13 protein-coding genes are annotated in these 15,801 nt (G+C 55.7%); 4 read left to right on the top strand and 9 right to left on the bottom strand.

The genetic code is table 11. The features are described from left to right. Positions 1-19: 19 nt before the first annotated feature. Positions 20-829 (top strand): acyltransferase, encoded by an 810-nt coding sequence (locus KJ970_03080; GenBank protein MBU2689884.1) that lies wholly within the window; start codon positions 20-22, stop codon positions 827-829. Positions 830-1,104: 275 nt separating this feature from the next. Continuing rightward, positions 1,105-1,431, top strand: a complete 327-nt coding sequence (locus tag KJ970_03075) for an SWIB/MDM2 domain-containing protein (GenBank protein MBU2689883.1) — start codon at positions 1,105-1,107, stop codon at positions 1,429-1,431. Between the two features lie 165 nt (positions 1,432-1,596). Here KJ970_03075 and KJ970_03070 read toward each other — a convergent pair whose 3' ends face one another. Both KJ970_03070 and KJ970_03065 read right to left on the bottom strand, forming a co-directional pair. Beyond that, positions 1,597-2,250 carry a cyclase family protein gene (locus KJ970_03070; protein ID MBU2689882.1) on the bottom strand — a complete coding sequence of 218 codons (654 nt, stop codon included), beginning with the start codon at positions 2,248-2,250 and terminating at the stop codon, positions 1,597-1,599. Positions 2,251-2,370: 120 nt separating this feature from the next. Continuing rightward, positions 2,371-3,546 (bottom strand): magnesium transporter, encoded by a 1,176-nt coding sequence (locus KJ970_03065; protein ID MBU2689881.1) that lies wholly within the window; start codon positions 3,544-3,546, stop codon positions 2,371-2,373. Positions 3,547-3,879: 333 nt separating this feature from the next. Here KJ970_03065 and KJ970_03060 point away from each other — a divergent pair, with 333 nt between their 5' ends. After that, positions 3,880-7,044: a PKD domain-containing protein gene (locus KJ970_03060; protein MBU2689880.1), complete on the top strand. Its 3,165-nt coding sequence runs from the start codon at positions 3,880-3,882 to the stop codon at positions 7,042-7,044. Between the two features lie 434 nt (positions 7,045-7,478). Then, positions 7,479-9,335 carry a sodium:solute symporter family protein gene (locus tag KJ970_03055; protein ID MBU2689879.1) on the top strand — a complete coding sequence of 619 codons (1,857 nt, stop codon included), beginning with the start codon at positions 7,479-7,481 and terminating at the stop codon, positions 9,333-9,335. An 83-nt stretch (positions 9,336-9,418) separates the two neighbouring features. On the opposite strand, the gene alr is transcribed toward KJ970_03055, so the two are convergent. The 7 genes from alr to KJ970_03020 all read right to left on the bottom strand — a co-directional run bounded on the left by alr (position 9,419) and on the right by KJ970_03020 (position 15,711). Further along, on the bottom strand, positions 9,419-10,585 hold the full coding sequence (gene alr, locus KJ970_03050; protein MBU2689878.1) for an alanine racemase: 1,167 nt from the start codon (positions 10,583-10,585) through the stop codon (positions 9,419-9,421). Positions 10,586-10,619: 34 nt separating this feature from the next. Then, positions 10,620-11,753 carry an amidohydrolase gene (locus KJ970_03045; GenBank protein MBU2689877.1) on the bottom strand — a complete coding sequence of 378 codons (1,134 nt, stop codon included), beginning with the start codon at positions 11,751-11,753 and terminating at the stop codon, positions 10,620-10,622. A 76-nt stretch (positions 11,754-11,829) separates the two neighbouring features. Then, on the bottom strand, positions 11,830-13,002 hold the full coding sequence (locus tag KJ970_03040; GenBank protein ID MBU2689876.1) for an alanine racemase: 1,173 nt from the start codon (positions 13,000-13,002) through the stop codon (positions 11,830-11,832). Further along, positions 12,999-13,490 (bottom strand): GNAT family N-acetyltransferase, encoded by a 492-nt coding sequence (locus tag KJ970_03035; protein ID MBU2689875.1) that lies wholly within the window; start codon positions 13,488-13,490, stop codon positions 12,999-13,001. The genes KJ970_03040 and KJ970_03035 overlap by 4 nt, the downstream gene beginning before the upstream one ends. Before the next feature lie 286 nt (positions 13,491-13,776). After that, complete coding sequence (locus KJ970_03030) at positions 13,777-14,028, bottom strand: hypothetical protein (protein MBU2689874.1); 252 nt, start codon at positions 14,026-14,028, stop codon at positions 13,777-13,779. 461 nt (positions 14,029-14,489) lie between these two features. Continuing rightward, positions 14,490-15,014 carry a hypothetical protein gene (locus KJ970_03025; protein ID MBU2689873.1) on the bottom strand — a complete coding sequence of 175 codons (525 nt, stop codon included), beginning with the start codon at positions 15,012-15,014 and terminating at the stop codon, positions 14,490-14,492. 169 nt (positions 15,015-15,183) lie between these two features. Further along, the gene (locus KJ970_03020; protein ID MBU2689872.1) at positions 15,184-15,711 is read right to left on the bottom strand and encodes a hypothetical protein; all 528 of its coding nucleotides are present in this window, start codon (positions 15,709-15,711) and stop codon (positions 15,184-15,186) included. Positions 15,712-15,801 lie beyond the last annotated feature (90 nt).

Genomic DNA, 15,801 nt, shown 5'->3' with positions numbered 1-15,801 from the left:
TTGTAGTGAGGGATGGATCATGAAAGCGGCCTGCCTGCAGTTGCATCCGGTATTCGGCGACCCTTCAGGCAATATGGATCGGGCGGAACCCTATCTCCGCGACGCGGCGCAACAGGGTGTGCAACTCATCGTGCTGCCGGAGCTCTATCCCACCGGTTATACAATGACCTCGCGCGCGGAGGCATATGATCTCGCCGAAACGATCCCCGGCGGCCCCTCGGTTCGACGCCTCGAACAATGGGCACGGGAGACCGGATCGTTCTATGTGATGGGGATGGCCGAACGGGCCGGCGATAAGGTTTACAATGCGTCCGTTCTTGTAGGACCCGCGGGTCACATCTCCACCTATCGCAAGATCCATCTCTTTTACAAAGAAAATGAATGGTTCGATCCCGGCGAGGAGCCGCCGCATGTTGTTGAGATCGCGTGTGGCGCAGAGCGAATCTCCATCGGCATGATGATCTGTTTTGACTGGATCTTCCCCGAGATGGCGCGTTCGCTGGCGCTCCTCGGCGCGCAGGTTGTCTGCCATCCGTCAAACCTGGTGTTGCATTTCTGCCAGGACGCGATGGTGACCCGCAGCATCGAGAATCAGGTCTTCACCATGACCTGCAACCGGATCGGCACCGAGAGCCGCGCCGGCCTCGATCTCACCTTCACCGGCGGCAGCCAAATCACCAGCCCCGACGGCAAGGTGTTGGGCCGCTGCCTGCCCGATGTGGAAGGGCTGATCTCCGCCGAATTCGATCCCGCCCGCGCCTTGAACAAAAACGTCACCGATTATAACCATATCCTGAATCAGCGAAGGTCGGATTTGTACCGGTTATAGGGTTTCTCCTCCTATTTTCAAGCTCTGGCGTGGATTATAGATTTCTGAAATAGTCGCTAACTGTTTCTCACACTTGGGTGTATATCTCCATAGCTTCAATATTCTGGGCGTCACGGAATTCAATGATCTGGCATTCACTCATCTCTGGTATTTGTTCCCCCGGTTCATTATGCTGTAATCAATTGCATTCCGCTGGGGATGTAGAACTCGGCGTCGCCCGGGGTATGTATCCGGTCATCGGATATAAGTTAAACCTAAACATGAAGGAGCTGTAAATGGCAGAAGCAAAAGGATTGAGCAAACCAGTCAGGCTGAAGAGTGATCTGGCCGGGTTACTGAAAGCGAAAGAGCTTCCCAGGACAGAAATCACCAAGAAATTGTGGGACTATATTAAAGCCAATAAACTGCAGACAAAGACTGAAAATGGGAAACCCGCAAACGCAGGAAAGTATATTGTGGCTGATGCTAAATTGCTTCCGATTTTTAGAAACACAATATCCAAAAGCAAATCAGGCAAGGTAACTGACCTTACAAAGCTGAAGGAAGGCCAGACGATCGACATGATGCAGATGGCGGCTGTTATCGGCGCAAACATTGAATAATCTTAAGTATCGGGCCTGCCTATGAAGAAGGCAGGCCCGATGCATTTAAGGAACCCGGTTGTTCCCATGGGATGACGACCTTGAAGCCCGCGTTGGAACTCGAATGAAACATTGCCTCTCAGTAAAGCCCCCCCGGCATCTTCCACCATGCGGCTATGCTTTTTGTTAAATAGGACGAAGGACGACACGCGCCGGCGCTCCGTCCCCGCCAAGAATCTTGAGGGGAAGACAGATGAGTTCGCAAGGCCCCGGCGGCACTCGGGTGAGATCAAGACCCTCGATGATCCAAACGCCCGCGCCCAGCAGGGCGCGATGAACGGCCTCGCCGTTGCGCACCAGGTAAGCGCCCACCGACAGATAGTCAATCCCGACGGTGCGAACACCGCGATCCGCAAGCCACTTTGCGGCGGCGGTCGAAATGTAGACGAAATCTTCAAAGAAGTTTTTGGATTGCCATGCCTGCGGCGAGTTTCGTGTTTTGAGGAGGATCCGCTCACCGGACTGAATTTCATTCATCTCCAACTCATCGACGTGGACGGCTTGGCGGTCGGAGATCGGGATCACGCGCGCACGGCCGATCGTCGCATCGAGCGGCATCCGGTCGATGCCGGCCGCACCCCTGAAGAAGTTGCGGGGCGCGTCCACATGCGTACCCGTATGGACGCCCAAAGAGAGCCTGGAAACATCAGCGTCATCGCCGCGCCGCCGATCGAGCACGTGCTCAACGTACACCGGCGGCCTGTCCGGCCAGTGCGCCATCCCGGTGGTGATTGGGATGGATACGTCGATCCAGCCATCGGATTTAAGATTCTCTTTCATCTGACCTCCACAAGACGCGTCGCCCGCTTGATCCCAGCCGGGTGTCGGCATCGGATTCGAGACGGGGCTCGGGATGGTCAAAGACTCGGTCATCATTATCCATCAAGGTGTGGCGATATTCTACAATGCCAGCCCGCGGAAGATCAAGTTCGCCACGGTGAAATAGATGATGAGCCCGGTCACGTCGACGAGGGTCGCGACGAACGGCGCCGAGCTTGTGGCCGGATCGAGGCGCAACCGCTTGAGCGCGAAGGGCAACATGCTGCCGGCCAGGCTGCCGAAGGTGACCACGCCGATGAGGCTCGCCCACACCGCCATGGCGAGACGCAGGTGATGCGGCCCGTAATCGAAAAAGTGCAACTTCTGCCACAGCAGAATGCGCGCAAAGCCGATCATCCCCAGCCAAACGCCGAGAAAGAGCCCCCCGAGCAGCTCGCGGCTGAAGACCCGCAGCCAGTCGCGGAGCTGCACTTCATGCAGGGCGAGGGACCGCACCATCAGGGTTGCGGCCTGGGAGCCTGAGTTGCCGCCGCTGCTGATAATCAGCGGGACGAAGAGGGCCAGCACGACGACGTGGGCGATCTCCGCCTGAAAATGCCCCATGGCGGTCGCCGTGAGCATCTCACCGAGGAAAAGGGCGGACAGCCATCCGGCGCGCTTTTTAATGAGATGGGATAACGAGGCGGATAGGTAAGGCGCATCGAGACTCTCCATGCCGCCGCTGCGATGGGCGTCGCGGGTCGTCTCGGCGTCGGCGATCTTGAGCGTATCGTCGAGGGTGACGATCCCCAGCAACACCCCGTCATCGTCGACAACCGGCAAGACAATGCGGCGATATTTGCGAAAACTCGCGACGAGCTCGCTGCGCGACGCCGTCGCCGCAATCGTCACAAGAGGCCTGTCGACAACACGGCCCACCGGTGTGCCCGGCGGCAGATTCGCCAGCAATCGCCGCGTGACCTCCGTCGGCAGAACGTCGAGCAGGCGGGTCCGCTCGTCGGGTTTGAGGCCGGTGACCAGCACCGAGGATTCCGCTTCACCGAGTTCGTGCAGCAACCGCTCCTGAATGCGAGGCGTCACGTAAGCGAAGACGCAGGCCGCTTCCGGGCGCGCCAAGAGCCGAAAAACCACCGCCGCATCACCCGGTGAAATATCCCGCAGGATCTCGGCGGTATCGGCCGGATGCAGTCCGGCGAAGACGTCCTTCAACTCATCGAAGTGCCGGTTCTGGATCGCCTCGTCCAGGAGCTTCTGGATGATGGCCTTGCGGGCGTGCGATGAAGGATGTTTGGTCATCGTCAACCTCACTCTCAGCGGGATTTTTGCCGCAGCACGATATCGTGGCCGCCCGGAAGATGCGCTCGGCAACCATCCGTCCCATATGGCGCGCCAGCGTGGCGAGGGTCAGATCCGGCAGGTGCGCATCCTTGCTCCCTGTTGCCTCATTGCGTTCCATCTGCTAAACCCCATCAGGGTAATCCCGCCACCCCGGCGATGCCACTTGTCTGTGGGCATGGATGAGAAAGGACTCCTTGTTTTTTGTCCCCCAATGTGTTAGCTTCCCTGCGAAAGTCCCGGCGGATTTCAACGATACATGCCGTTTCACATCGACTTGGGGAGGGTTCTTCCATGCGGCGCATCATCCTCTTTGCGATCACACTGTCCTGCATCTTATCCGCTTCTATCTGTCTCGCTGAAGACCGGATGGTCACGGTGGATGGTTATTGCTTTCTTGAAGATGAAGCATCGGATCACAGCGGCACGAGAGTGCTCTTCGAGGCCGTGTCGCCTTCGGCGGTGACCGACAGCGCCTTCACGGCGGACACCGGATACATCAGCTTGGGATTATCGGAGGGGTTGTACGTTATTCACTATACCCATGATGGGTACCTGCCGCACGACACCAGCGAGCCGGTTTACATTGCCGCCAACACGACCCTTGCGGATGTCACGCTGCAGCCGGGAACGATTATCGAGGTATCCGGCGACGTTTTCGGCGAGTGGACGCCGGATCATTGGTTCAAGGTCATCGGTGATATCAGGGTTCCACCGGATTCCTCTCTTGTTATTCACCCGGGCACATTGATCTCCTTTATGGATAATTACCAGATGACCGTGAACGGCGCCCTCATCGCGGCGGGAACGGAGACGGACAGTATTCGGTTTGTTTCAGGCCAACTCGGGCCTGCCCCGGGTGATTGGAAAGGGATTGTCTTCACCGATTCGACGACCTGTTCGGGATCTCTGGAGTACTGTGTGATTGAAAATGCGGGGTCCGGCGGAGGAGCCGGCGACGGCTGGGCGCTGAAATTGGAATCTACGGGGAGCACGCCTATACTCATTGAAAATTGTACAATACGTTATTCCGAAAATAATGGCATATTCTGCGGAAGGGCAACCGCTCAGATTATTGGGAACCATATCTACGAATGTGAGGTAGGTATATATTGTTTTTATTCCTCATCTGTAATCTCGAATAATACCCTTGGTCGAGTCCACACAGCAATTGAACTCAGCGATTCCCCTTCACTTATCACCGGCAATACGATTGAAAACGTCGTCTACGGGATATCCTGCCATGGCAGCTCCGCGGTTATCACCGGAAATTATATCGGCAGTTTTATCCAAATGGGAATTTATTGCACTGGAGCCCTTTCGGCGCCGCTCATCATGAATAACATTATTGAATCACTCATGTATTCAAGTGCTACTGGAATTATATGCTCAGCATCCTCACCCAGGATCGTCGGCAATATAGTAAGGTCGAATTCCACAGGGATACTAATAGAATCAGCCACACCCCTTATCGCCGACAATGTCATATCAGAAAACAACCATGGGATCAACGCATATTCCTGTTCTCCAGATTCCATCATGTACAATAATGTCTGGAACAACGGCACCAACTACACTGGTGACGGGCTGCCTTCAAACATCGGGGATATCTGCTGCACGAATTATAACAACGACCCCTGCGACACCTATTACAACATCTCCATGGATCCGCTTTTCGATCCCGAGAATGAATACCATCTTCTCGAGGGATCGCCCTGTATCGACGCCGGTCTTCCCGATCCGGCCACTTACGACGCCGACGGCACGATCGCCGATATCGGCGCCTTCCCTTTCCTTCAATCAAACCCCGATCCGCCCGTAATAGATTTCACCGGTGACCCGACAACGGGCGCTTCACCTCTGGCGGTGGCCTTCACCACCAGCAACACCGGCGGGCCGATCATAAGCTGGCTCTGGGATTTCGGGGACGGCACATCGAGCAGCCGGGCCAATCCGGCCCATAATTACATCGTGACCGAGCCGACCCAGTTTACCGTTTCTCTTCTCGTTATGGGACCGGGTGGCGGCACCGATTCAGCGGTCAAGATCGATTACATCGCCGTGTTGCCTGGGAATGCGCCGCCCGTCGCCCACTTCAACGCCGATCCCCTCATCGGCCACGGCGATGTGCAGTTCAATAATCAATCGCTGGGTGCTATCTCGACTCTCCTTTGGACCTTCGGCGATGAAGAATCTTCGGACGAGTGGAGCCCGCTGCATCATTACGCGATGCCCGACACCTACACCGTCTGTCTGGAGGTCGGCGGCGCCGGCGGCACCGATGAGGAGTGCAAGATCGACTATATAATTATCGTCGATCCGGAGACGGTCGTCGCGGGCTTCACGCCTTCCGACACGTTCGGTGTTGTTCCCGCTCCGATCGCCTTCACCAACACCTCGAGCGGAACGATCGACACCTATCACTGGGACTTCGGCGACGGCGATTCCTCGAGTGTCGCGAATCCTGTCCACACCTATACTGCCGTGGGCGATTTCACCGTGACATTGATCGCCGCGGGGCCGGCCAATAGCGACACTGCAAGCGTTGGGATCAGGATGTTGCCGGCCGAAGCGATCATCACCGCTGTCGACGATGTCCCGGATGACCAGGGGGGTCAGGTTCTCGTTTCCTTCAATCGCAGCGGCCACGATACCAACTCACCACGATCCGAGATCTATGCGGTGGAGGCCTTTTACAATAGCCAATGGGTAACTCTTCTCTCCGGCGGGGCATACGGGCAGGAAGGCTACATCTATCTTGTCCCCACCTTCTGCGATTCAACCGCGGCCGACCCTTGCCTGACCCAGTTCCGGGTGATCGCCCATATGGACGAGGGTATTTTTATCAGCGATCCCATGACGGGATACTCCGTCGACAATATCGCCCCTTCCGTCCCCGAGGGATTTCAGATAACTTTCTCCCCCGGTGCCAGCATCCTCTCCTGGAATCCCTGTCCCGATGACGATTTCCAGTACTTCAACATTTACAGAGGCCCCGATGCCGATTTCGAGCCCTCGCCGGAAAATCTGGCGCATCAAACGATCGCCACGCACTGGGCCGACGAGAGTCCCGGCCACACCCTCTTTTACAAATTGACGGCCGTCGATAACGCCGGCAATGAGAGCGGTCCGGCCCTGGCGAGTGACGCCAGCGGCGCGGCCGGTGAACTCTCCATCAATCGATTCGCCCTGCACCCCTGCCGGCCGAACCCGCTCAATTCACGCACGATGATCATCTACGATGTCCCGCGATCCAATATTGTTGTCACCCTCCGAATCTATGATGAGCAGGGGCGGATCGTGCGGCATCTTGTGGATGGGCCGATCGCCGCGGGACGTCATACGGTCATCTGGGACGGGCGGGATAACCAGAACCGGAAGGTTGCCTCGGGTATCTACTTTTACAAGCTCGAGAGTGACGGCTTCAGCCAGGCGCGGAAATTGAGCTTGCTGCGTTGATCCGGCGTCGGAGATTGGCGGAGCGTCCACCGGCAACCGAGTGGCTGTCAGCGCGTTCGGTCTACTGAATCCCATTACGGTAAACGCGCCAACAAGGCAATACCACGTGTATATGCGCATGAGCGAGAAAGGACTTCTTGTTTTTTGTCCCCCAATGTGTTAGCTTCCCTGCGAAAATCTCGGTGGATTTTAGCGAATTAATAGAATACATCCATTGAAAACCTCGAGCTCACTGCTATTAGATATCATCGCGACAATATGTAAGGCATTGAGAACCGGACCTGCGCCCTCCTTGCGTCTTGAGCCATCCACCGATATCCCTCAGTATGGAAAAGTCGAGATCTGTTGACCGCACTCCGGCTTTTCTGGCCTTTGTCCTGCAATTTATCGGTCAGATTCCGCACCATCCGCATCCGGCTTGAGAGGAGGGCTGCATGACAGACCGTCTGATCCTTTGGGGCATCGTCATTTCTTACATGCTGTTCGTCTTCATCAAAGGCGTCCTCAAAGTCCGCAAGGTCGGCACGACCGACGATTTCCTGGTCGCCGGGCGCAACGTGCCGTGGTTCCTGCTGTTCGCCACGATGGGCGCCACCGTCATCGGCGGAGGCTACTCGATCGGCGCCATCGGCAAGACCTACGAATGGGGCATCCTGATGCTTCTCGTCTCCATGGGCGGGTACCTGCACTTCATCTTCTCCGGACTCGTCGTCGCGCCGCAATTCAGACGGGCGGAGCTCTACACCGTCGCCGGTTATTTCGGACATCGATACGGCGAGGGGCCGCGCTTCCTCGTTCTAATCCTGTCGCTGCTCTTCTCGGTCTTCATCGTCGCCGCCCAAATGGCCGCTTTCGGTTCGGTGCTTGCAGCGATCATGCCGGGCGTCGCCGACATGGCCTATGCCCTGCGCTGGGCGATCTTCATTTCCGGGATCATGGTCGTAACCTACAGCACGGCGGGCGGGCTGCTGGCCGTCATTCACACCGATGTTTATCAATTCATCGTGCTCTTTTTGGGATTTGTAATTACGCTCGGGTTCTGCATTCCCGACATCGCCGACTCGTATAATGCGGAGACCGGCAAATTCGTTCCGTCGCGCTTCAGCGCCGTCGACATCGTGAACCCCGTATCGTTGTCCGCGAAACTTCAGGATGACGGCGATTCCCTGGCTGTTTATTTGCAGGATAAGCTGGCAGCATCCAGTTCAACAGCGGATGAAGTCCGCGCAGCAGAGACAGCGGACAGTGCCGCAACCGGCGAGGCGGCCCCGGCCGGGGAACTTGTCGCCGGCCTCAACGGCCTGCTCGATGACCCGTTGCTCTATTCACCCGAGGCCTTCGCCGGTGTCCGACTGACACCGCAGACCCGCGAGTTGCTCAGCGAGGGAGCGTCCGGGCGCACCTTGCGCCGGCGCAACCTCTCCCTGCTACAGGATGCTTTTCCCACCGAGATCACGCGCAACCGGATGATTCCCGGCGTTTTTTTCAAAGTTGAAGGGGGCAAGGGCTGGCTTTTTCTACTCACGACCTTCCTTGCATTCCTTCTCGGTGAAACCTTCGCGCCGGGATATGCGACCCGCTATTGCGTGGGGCGGAATATCAAGGAAACGCGTTTGGGCATCGCTGGGGTAGGGTTTTTTCTGGCCATAACTTTTCCTGTGATCCTGTTTTTCATCGCCCTGTATGCGCGGATTCATTTCCCCGATATCGACCCGCAGCAGGCGCTCCCCATGGTTGTCGAACAACTGCACAACCCGGTCATTGGCGGATTGATGATCGGCGCCCTTCTGATGGCTGTCATGTCCTCGGCCGATTCGGCGCTTAATTCAGCCACGGCGATTTTTGTAAAAGATCTCTTCGAACATCAACTCGGCTGGAAGGACCAGGGTGATGGGCGGATGCTGCGGCTGGCGAGGATCTGCACGGCGGTTTTAGGTCTGACCGCGATTCTGGTCGCGATTCTCTGGTCGGATATCATTGGACTGCTGCTGTTCACCTACCATGTCTGGGCGCCGGCGATCATTCTGCCGGTCGTCGTCGGAGTGGTTTATAAGAAGCGCTCCCGCCATCTGACGCGCAATATCATGATCACCATGCTTGCGGCGACCGGCTTGACCCTGCTATATCGCGCGGTGCTTTTTCTTCAAAATAAATTCGGATGGTTTCCTATTTCAGACAATGCCATGAATTTCATGGAGAATTTCGATCCCGCCGTTTTCGGCGTCGCCGTTTCCTGTATCGCCTACTTGATTCTATTGGCCGTTTCGCGGATTCGCCGGGAAGATATCTGACTCCGCCCCATGGCCGCATAGCGTGAAGGAGGCGTGTCCAGGACCGTTCCGCCACAGCGCCCATCCGCCAATCGAATCGGCGCTTAATCCACTACAACGCGTGGAATCGTGGCTGGAATTCTCACAAGGATTTCATAGTTAACGTAATTAGAGAGATCGCTGAAGGAGCGCACGGTGATATGATGCCGGTTTTGCCGGCCGATAAGGACCACCTCGTCGTCCTTCTCGACGCCGGGACAATCGGTAACATCGATCATCATCATGTTCATGTTGACATAGCCGATGACCGGCGCAATGCGGCCGCGGACCAGCACATTCCCCAGATTGCTGAGATTGCGGGCAAATCCATGGTAATAGCCGACCGGAATCGCCGCGATCCGGAGATCGCGCATGGCCTGGTAGGCATTTCCGTAACCAACGAAGTCGCCGCGCTTGACATCTTTGAGGCTCATGATGCGGGTACACCAGCGAAGGATACCCCATAAAGGACCGCGCTTCGAAATCCGCCCCTCCCCTTCGGCTAGTATCCTATACTTCATGTGGGTTTCCTGATTGGGCCAGTAGCCGTACTGCGCGATACCGATGCGCGCCAAATCGAGCCGGGTTTCCGGGTAATTCAGAGCGGCGGCCGAGCAGGCGACATGCCGTATGACCCCCTTCAGGCCGCGCGCCGCAAGATCCCGGCAGAGTTCATTAAAGACTTCGAATTGCGTCTGGATTCGCAGATAATTGGCAACACTCTCGGCGCCTGCCAAATGTGTGCAGATTCCCTCAACAAGAAGACATCCAGGATTCGACAAGCAGAAGCCGGCGGCGCGCTCGAGTTCTTCGCCCTCCATCCCGGTGCGGTTCATCCCGGTTTCCAGCTCCAGGTGAATACGCGCGGGTTTGTTGACTTTGCGCGCCGCTGCTTCGGCAGCCTTCAAGCGGTTGAAATCCGGCACATAGAAAGCTATCCGACGGTCAATCGCCCATTCCAGCTCGGCATTGTCAATGTATCCAAGGATGAGCAGTTCGGTCTTCTCCCCACGGCATTGATCGGCCACCAGTGCTTCCTCCGCGCTGAAAACCGAGAAGTGATCGACGCCGCATGTCTCCGCCAAAGGCAGGAAGGTGGCAATATCATGGCCATACGCATTTCCCTTGATGACGGAGCTGAAGCGCACGCCGGGGCCCAAAAGTTTCCGCAGAAATTTTACATTGCGGTTGTAACTTGATCGGCTGATTTCCACATATGAGGAGTAATGCATCGTACCTCATCTTCCTGTCTTAAATCCAAAGCCTTTAGCCGCAAATTCGATCGACAATCCCACCCAGCACTGCGACGGCAGGGCCTAAAATCTTATCCGGAAAGTCATAGTCCGGGTGATGCAGGGACGGATGATCCGGCCCCGCACCCAAACCAAACAGAGCACCGCGGTGTAATTTCGTGAAATGCCCAAAGTCCTCGGACCACCTGAAGGGATGCGGCAACTCAATGACCTCCAGCCCGGCGGCCAAGGCGGCATTCCGCACAATCTGAACCGCTTCCGAATCATTGACCGTAGCCGGGAAGGGCTCGCGCTTCTCAATATCGATATCCAATCCTTCCGCCTTCGCGATTCTTAGTGCAAGGTCTCGGCATGTCCTTTCAAGCCGGTCAATATCCTCTTCTAAAGCTCCGCGTAGAGTCACCATCACGACCCCTTCACCAGGAGTGGTGCCGAAAGCCTCTACACCGAGCCGGGCATGTATAACCGTTGCAAGTGCCGGCTCGCCGGGACCTGTCTGTGCGCCGGAAAGGGCGCTGAGCCCCTCGATAATCTGTGCCATAGCCAGAGCCGGACTCCGCCCGGCCTCCGGCTCGGCGGCATGCGCTGTGGCTCCGGTCAATGTTATGGCAAGACCCCGCGAACCATAGGCAAAAGTCCCCGGGCGGATAATCACTTTTCCCAGATCATATCCAGGCAGATTGTGAAAGGCGAAAACCCAATCCGGCTGCAGTTTTTTTAAAACTGGATCATCCAATACTAAATGCGCTCCTTCGCCTGTCTCTTCCGCCGGTTGGAAAAGAAGGATGACCCGGCCGCAGGCCGGGGACGCCGCTCCGAGCCGATTGGCCAGCCCCACCATAGCGGCCATATGGCCGTCGTGCCCGCATTTATGTGAGACTCCCGGGTTTTGCGATGAATAGGGAATACTTGCCTGTTCAGGAATGGGAAGTGCATCCAGTTCACAGCGCAGAAGCACTGTGGGACCGCGAGAGGCACTGTGGTACTCGGCCGCAATGCCGCGGCCGCCCACTTTCCCGTGCAAGATTGCAGGCTTTGTCCGCAAAAGAGTTTCTGTTATGAATGACGCCGTCCTGTGTTCTTCGTGTGCGGTTTCGGCGCGCCGGTGGAGCTCTTGGCGCAGCTTAATCAGGTCGTTATCACTCATGATGGCATTCACTCATCATCAGCTTCGCTTAATGAGGATTTTACTCATTGACGGATTCACTCGATGAAGTCTCCTCTCATTTGGGGCCCGGTTCATTGATAGTTTCAGAGCAATCGAGAACCGGGAGTATCGGTATCTCCGGCTCATCGTCCTGCAGAGCGATGTACTCCTTGAGCGACGGCTCGACATCAACATCAACATATTTATTGGCCATAATGCGCACCAGGGCCGAGTAGGTCATTCGGAAGCACATAACATCACCCACCGAAAGCCCTCCGGGGCTGTCACCGACGTTGACAACCGAAACATCACTGCTGGCGCCGGCAATGTGAAAATTCGGATTCTCAGGTATGAGCCCGCTGACTTCTGTGTCCAGCTCGCCCACGTTAACCAAGGCGCGATATCCGCGCTGCCCCGGCCTGAACTCCTCGGCATATTCTTTCTTAAAGGGTCCGATTTCGGCTGTTTCGACATCCGAAAATAGACTTTTCCTCTTGATTTCGGTTATTTCCGCTTCCAGCGTAAAGACATCGTTACGCAGCTCGGGCAGCAATCCTCCATTAACCAGGTCTGTACCGAGGAAAACCGCCTCGCCAATCCGGAAATGATTGACGGCCTCCGGCAGCTGGCCGTCGAGCACAAGCGGCAATGTCGCGCTTGTCCCCGCTGAAATGAAGGGCAGTTTCTGTCCGAACTTCAACTCTAATAATTCGCGGTACATGATAAGCTGCATATACTGGTCGACATTCGGTACGGCGCCGGCCAGGCACCCCAGATTGGCTCCTATGCCAAGAACATCTATATGGTCCAGTTGAAAAATATGGTTGTAGAAATTTATAAGCGACCCCGGTAGAATTCCCTCTCTTAGGTCACCAAGCTCGATCATGATAATGATTCGATGAATCCTGCCTCGCCGCTTCGCCTCCTCATTGAGGGCATGAATCGTTTCATCTTCCGTGTTCAGTGTCACCGTCGCCAAATCGATCACATCGGAAATCGACGCCAGGGCCGGTACGCGTAGATACCATGTCTCCACCTCGGGCGCAATAGAGCGAATAGCGCGCAGGTTTTCGAGGCGTGACTCGCCCATTGATTGTACACCAGTATTATGCAGGGCTCGCAACGTGGCCTCATGTCCGCAGAGGACTTTGGTCACCAGGGTCCACTGAGCGCCGCTGCCCTGCATCCACTTGTCTACCGTGTTGAGGTTATGTCGCAGGGCCCTAAGATTGATTACCACACGGGTCATATTCGCTCCTCTCTGGAGCAGCGCATCTCCGCATATTTGGTTGTGAAGCCGATTCGTTCATAAAGCCGTTTCGCCGGATTGTCATACTCGACATGAAGCTTCATACTTCCCTCGCAACGATCAAGCGCTTCGTTTACGAGCCTTCCACCGATTCCATGACCCCGCTCTGAAGGTTGGACACCAACAAAAACAAGCAGATTTTCCGGGATATAGCCCGACATGCCCGTCTTCAAAATCACAATAGCGCCCACCATCTCTGAATCCCTCGCAGCAACGAGAATGAAGCCGCCTTTCCCCTCCGCCGCCGAAAGGGCGTATTCCAGGGCCTTTGCGATATCGCGGGGTTTATCTTCGTATGGTCTCATGTTCTCGTGAAGAAACTGCACAAGTGACTCGAAAGTCAGCCAGGGAGGAAAGTCATCAGTGGTTTTGATATCATAAAGGCGGAGAGCGCTTTCGACAGCTGTACGCCTGTTTTCGGAAGGCATAATTCCTCCATTCCGGTGAGATTGCGTTCGCCAACATGCCATTTAATAAATCTTGATGAATCGAGGGCATACCAGGCTGGGGATGGCATGCAAGCTGTTGGTGAGTGGACTTCTTCCGCTACCAACCTTCTGCTCCTGGATGTGCATACCCTCGCAATAGGCGCACATTTAATTGTGCACAACTTTTCTATAATAGAGGCTTAAAATAGAGTAGTCAAGGCTGAGTACCGCAATCAGGAATTCGATTATCTCCGCATTTTAGCGGGATATAAACCGCTCATCTCATTTAAATGCAGAAAGAAACCGGATGAATCTCAAGAAATGAAGTTAACGGCCCGATTTCTGCCAAGAGGTAACACGAGCGCTGAAACGATGCTGCGCCGATCTTCCCGGCATAGCACGTTTGATTCGCAATATCCTCGTCGGTCACGAGATGCACATCCAGCAATCGTTCAGTTTTGTACTCCGTGCGCGATTGAATGGCATCGCCGAACCGTTCGGGTTCCGGATTGCTCGCAATCAATTGCGCCTTCCGCATCCGTCAACGCCAATCAAGGGCGAGGGTTTGTGCAATTCGTGGGCGTTGTTTTGAGTTGCCGCTTTTCTGTTCCTTCCCTTCAGACATCGCCGCCGGTAATTCTGTTCCTGGGTGAGAGTATTCGGCCTTCCATTTTTATGGGTGAATTAGGAACCCTTAAGCCGGTTCACCCGGTAAACAAGCAGCGCTCCATCGTGGGCCAATAGGCATAGTGGGGGTGTAGCGTCCACAGAGAAGGATGGAACTCGGCAAGTTCGCGCTGGCCGAGTGAAGAAATGGCGTTCTCCGCCGGATGGGAGCGGGATTCCGATGAAGAGAGTCGCTGCTGTCCGTATGCCTCGCCGCCACCCGGTCGCTAAGAGGGATCTCTCCTCTTCGAGGATGCGCAGCGTCCCTATTTTTGTTCTCTCAGTCACCGGCCTTGATCAGGATTTCCCCCCAATCGGCGGGATCCAGTTCGATCACCTCCGGACAATATCCCGGCCCCGGCGTTCTGCAGGAGGGATATTTTGTATTGAAGAAATGAGGATTCTGGGTGTCTTCATCTTTTTTACTGATTCTATCCGGCTGGAGAGACCCAGCCACTCAAACGAGATCGCGTATTCGGTCTGAGCCGGGTTTCCCATCGGGATCAAGCTGGCAACCCATCCCTTATTCGTGAGATATCGGTTCATCCCTCCGCTGATCTCAGCCTCTGTCTTCTCCTGAAGTTTATACAACTCCCAGTTGTACTCCCTTTGACAATCCCATGAAGTGCCATTCCGTTTCGAGTATTCGGCCCAACCCAGGGAAAATGAAGCATGGAGGATTGTAATAAGATCATCCTTCAGGACATAGATGTTGCCGCCATCCCCATCGAGAGCGATGTAGAGATTTTCTTTGTCATGCTTCAGATGGATTGTTTTTGTGCTATCCAGGACGATGGTGTTGGCGTCGGCCCACTCGCCATCCTGAAATATCCCATCAATCGTCGGAGTGGCTCCCATTGGGGCCACTCCGACGATTGAATCACTTTGTTCGACTTCTCTTGAACAAGAAAAAAGGACAAGAAGCGCGAATGCAAGGAATCCCAATCTCTATCTCATGGGCGCGGTCTCCATTCCATAAAACCTGCTGCGGGCGCCCTCCGGCAAGCTATACTCTGCGCCGTGCCGATCAGCGGCTGAAACTCGTGGCGCCCTCCGGCTCACGGCATTCAAAGATCACAAGATGCGGTTCCGGGCTCTGGATGAGCCGGACGCCCATCTGCAGGCCTCGCTTGGTGGCGAAGAAAGGCTCCTCACCGCCGGGGCCATCAATATCAAATTCGAGTCTGACGGTCAGATTCTCAATCCAATAGTCGCCGCTTTTCGACCCCTCCACAATGTCGAAACCATCCTGAATGGTCATCGTGATCGAGCCCTTGCTGTACGCTTCAAAAGTCCCTTCAACCGCGGCCAATTCCCTCGCATAGTCCCAATCCGCGCCTCCGGTGGCGTGCAGATAATGGAAATCCTCCGCCAGCAGCTGCTTATAAAATTCAATATCCAGCTCCCCATGGGCCCGGCTCAGGCAATCCAGAATGATCTGGGGTTCATCCCCCAGGCACAGCGCGCCCGCCGGCCGGATCGGTCCTCCCGATAGGAGCAGGACCCAACAGCCAAGAGTGAGGAGCTTTAAAAAACCCCTATTATCAACGCTCATCTTATCCCCTCCTCGGTGCGGGAGTTCTTCTCAGCCGAAACACATTGAATCTCCGGCTGCCGCACTCGCTCTTTGTACCAGATAGACGGG

The sequence above is a fragment of the Candidatus Eisenbacteria bacterium genome (assembly GCA_018831195.1).
Classification (GTDB): domain Bacteria; phylum Eisenbacteria; class RBG-16-71-46; order CAIMUX01; family JAHJDP01; genus JAHJDP01.
The sequence above is the reverse complement of the archived record's forward strand: the minus strand, read 5'-3'. Positions and strand labels throughout refer to the sequence as shown.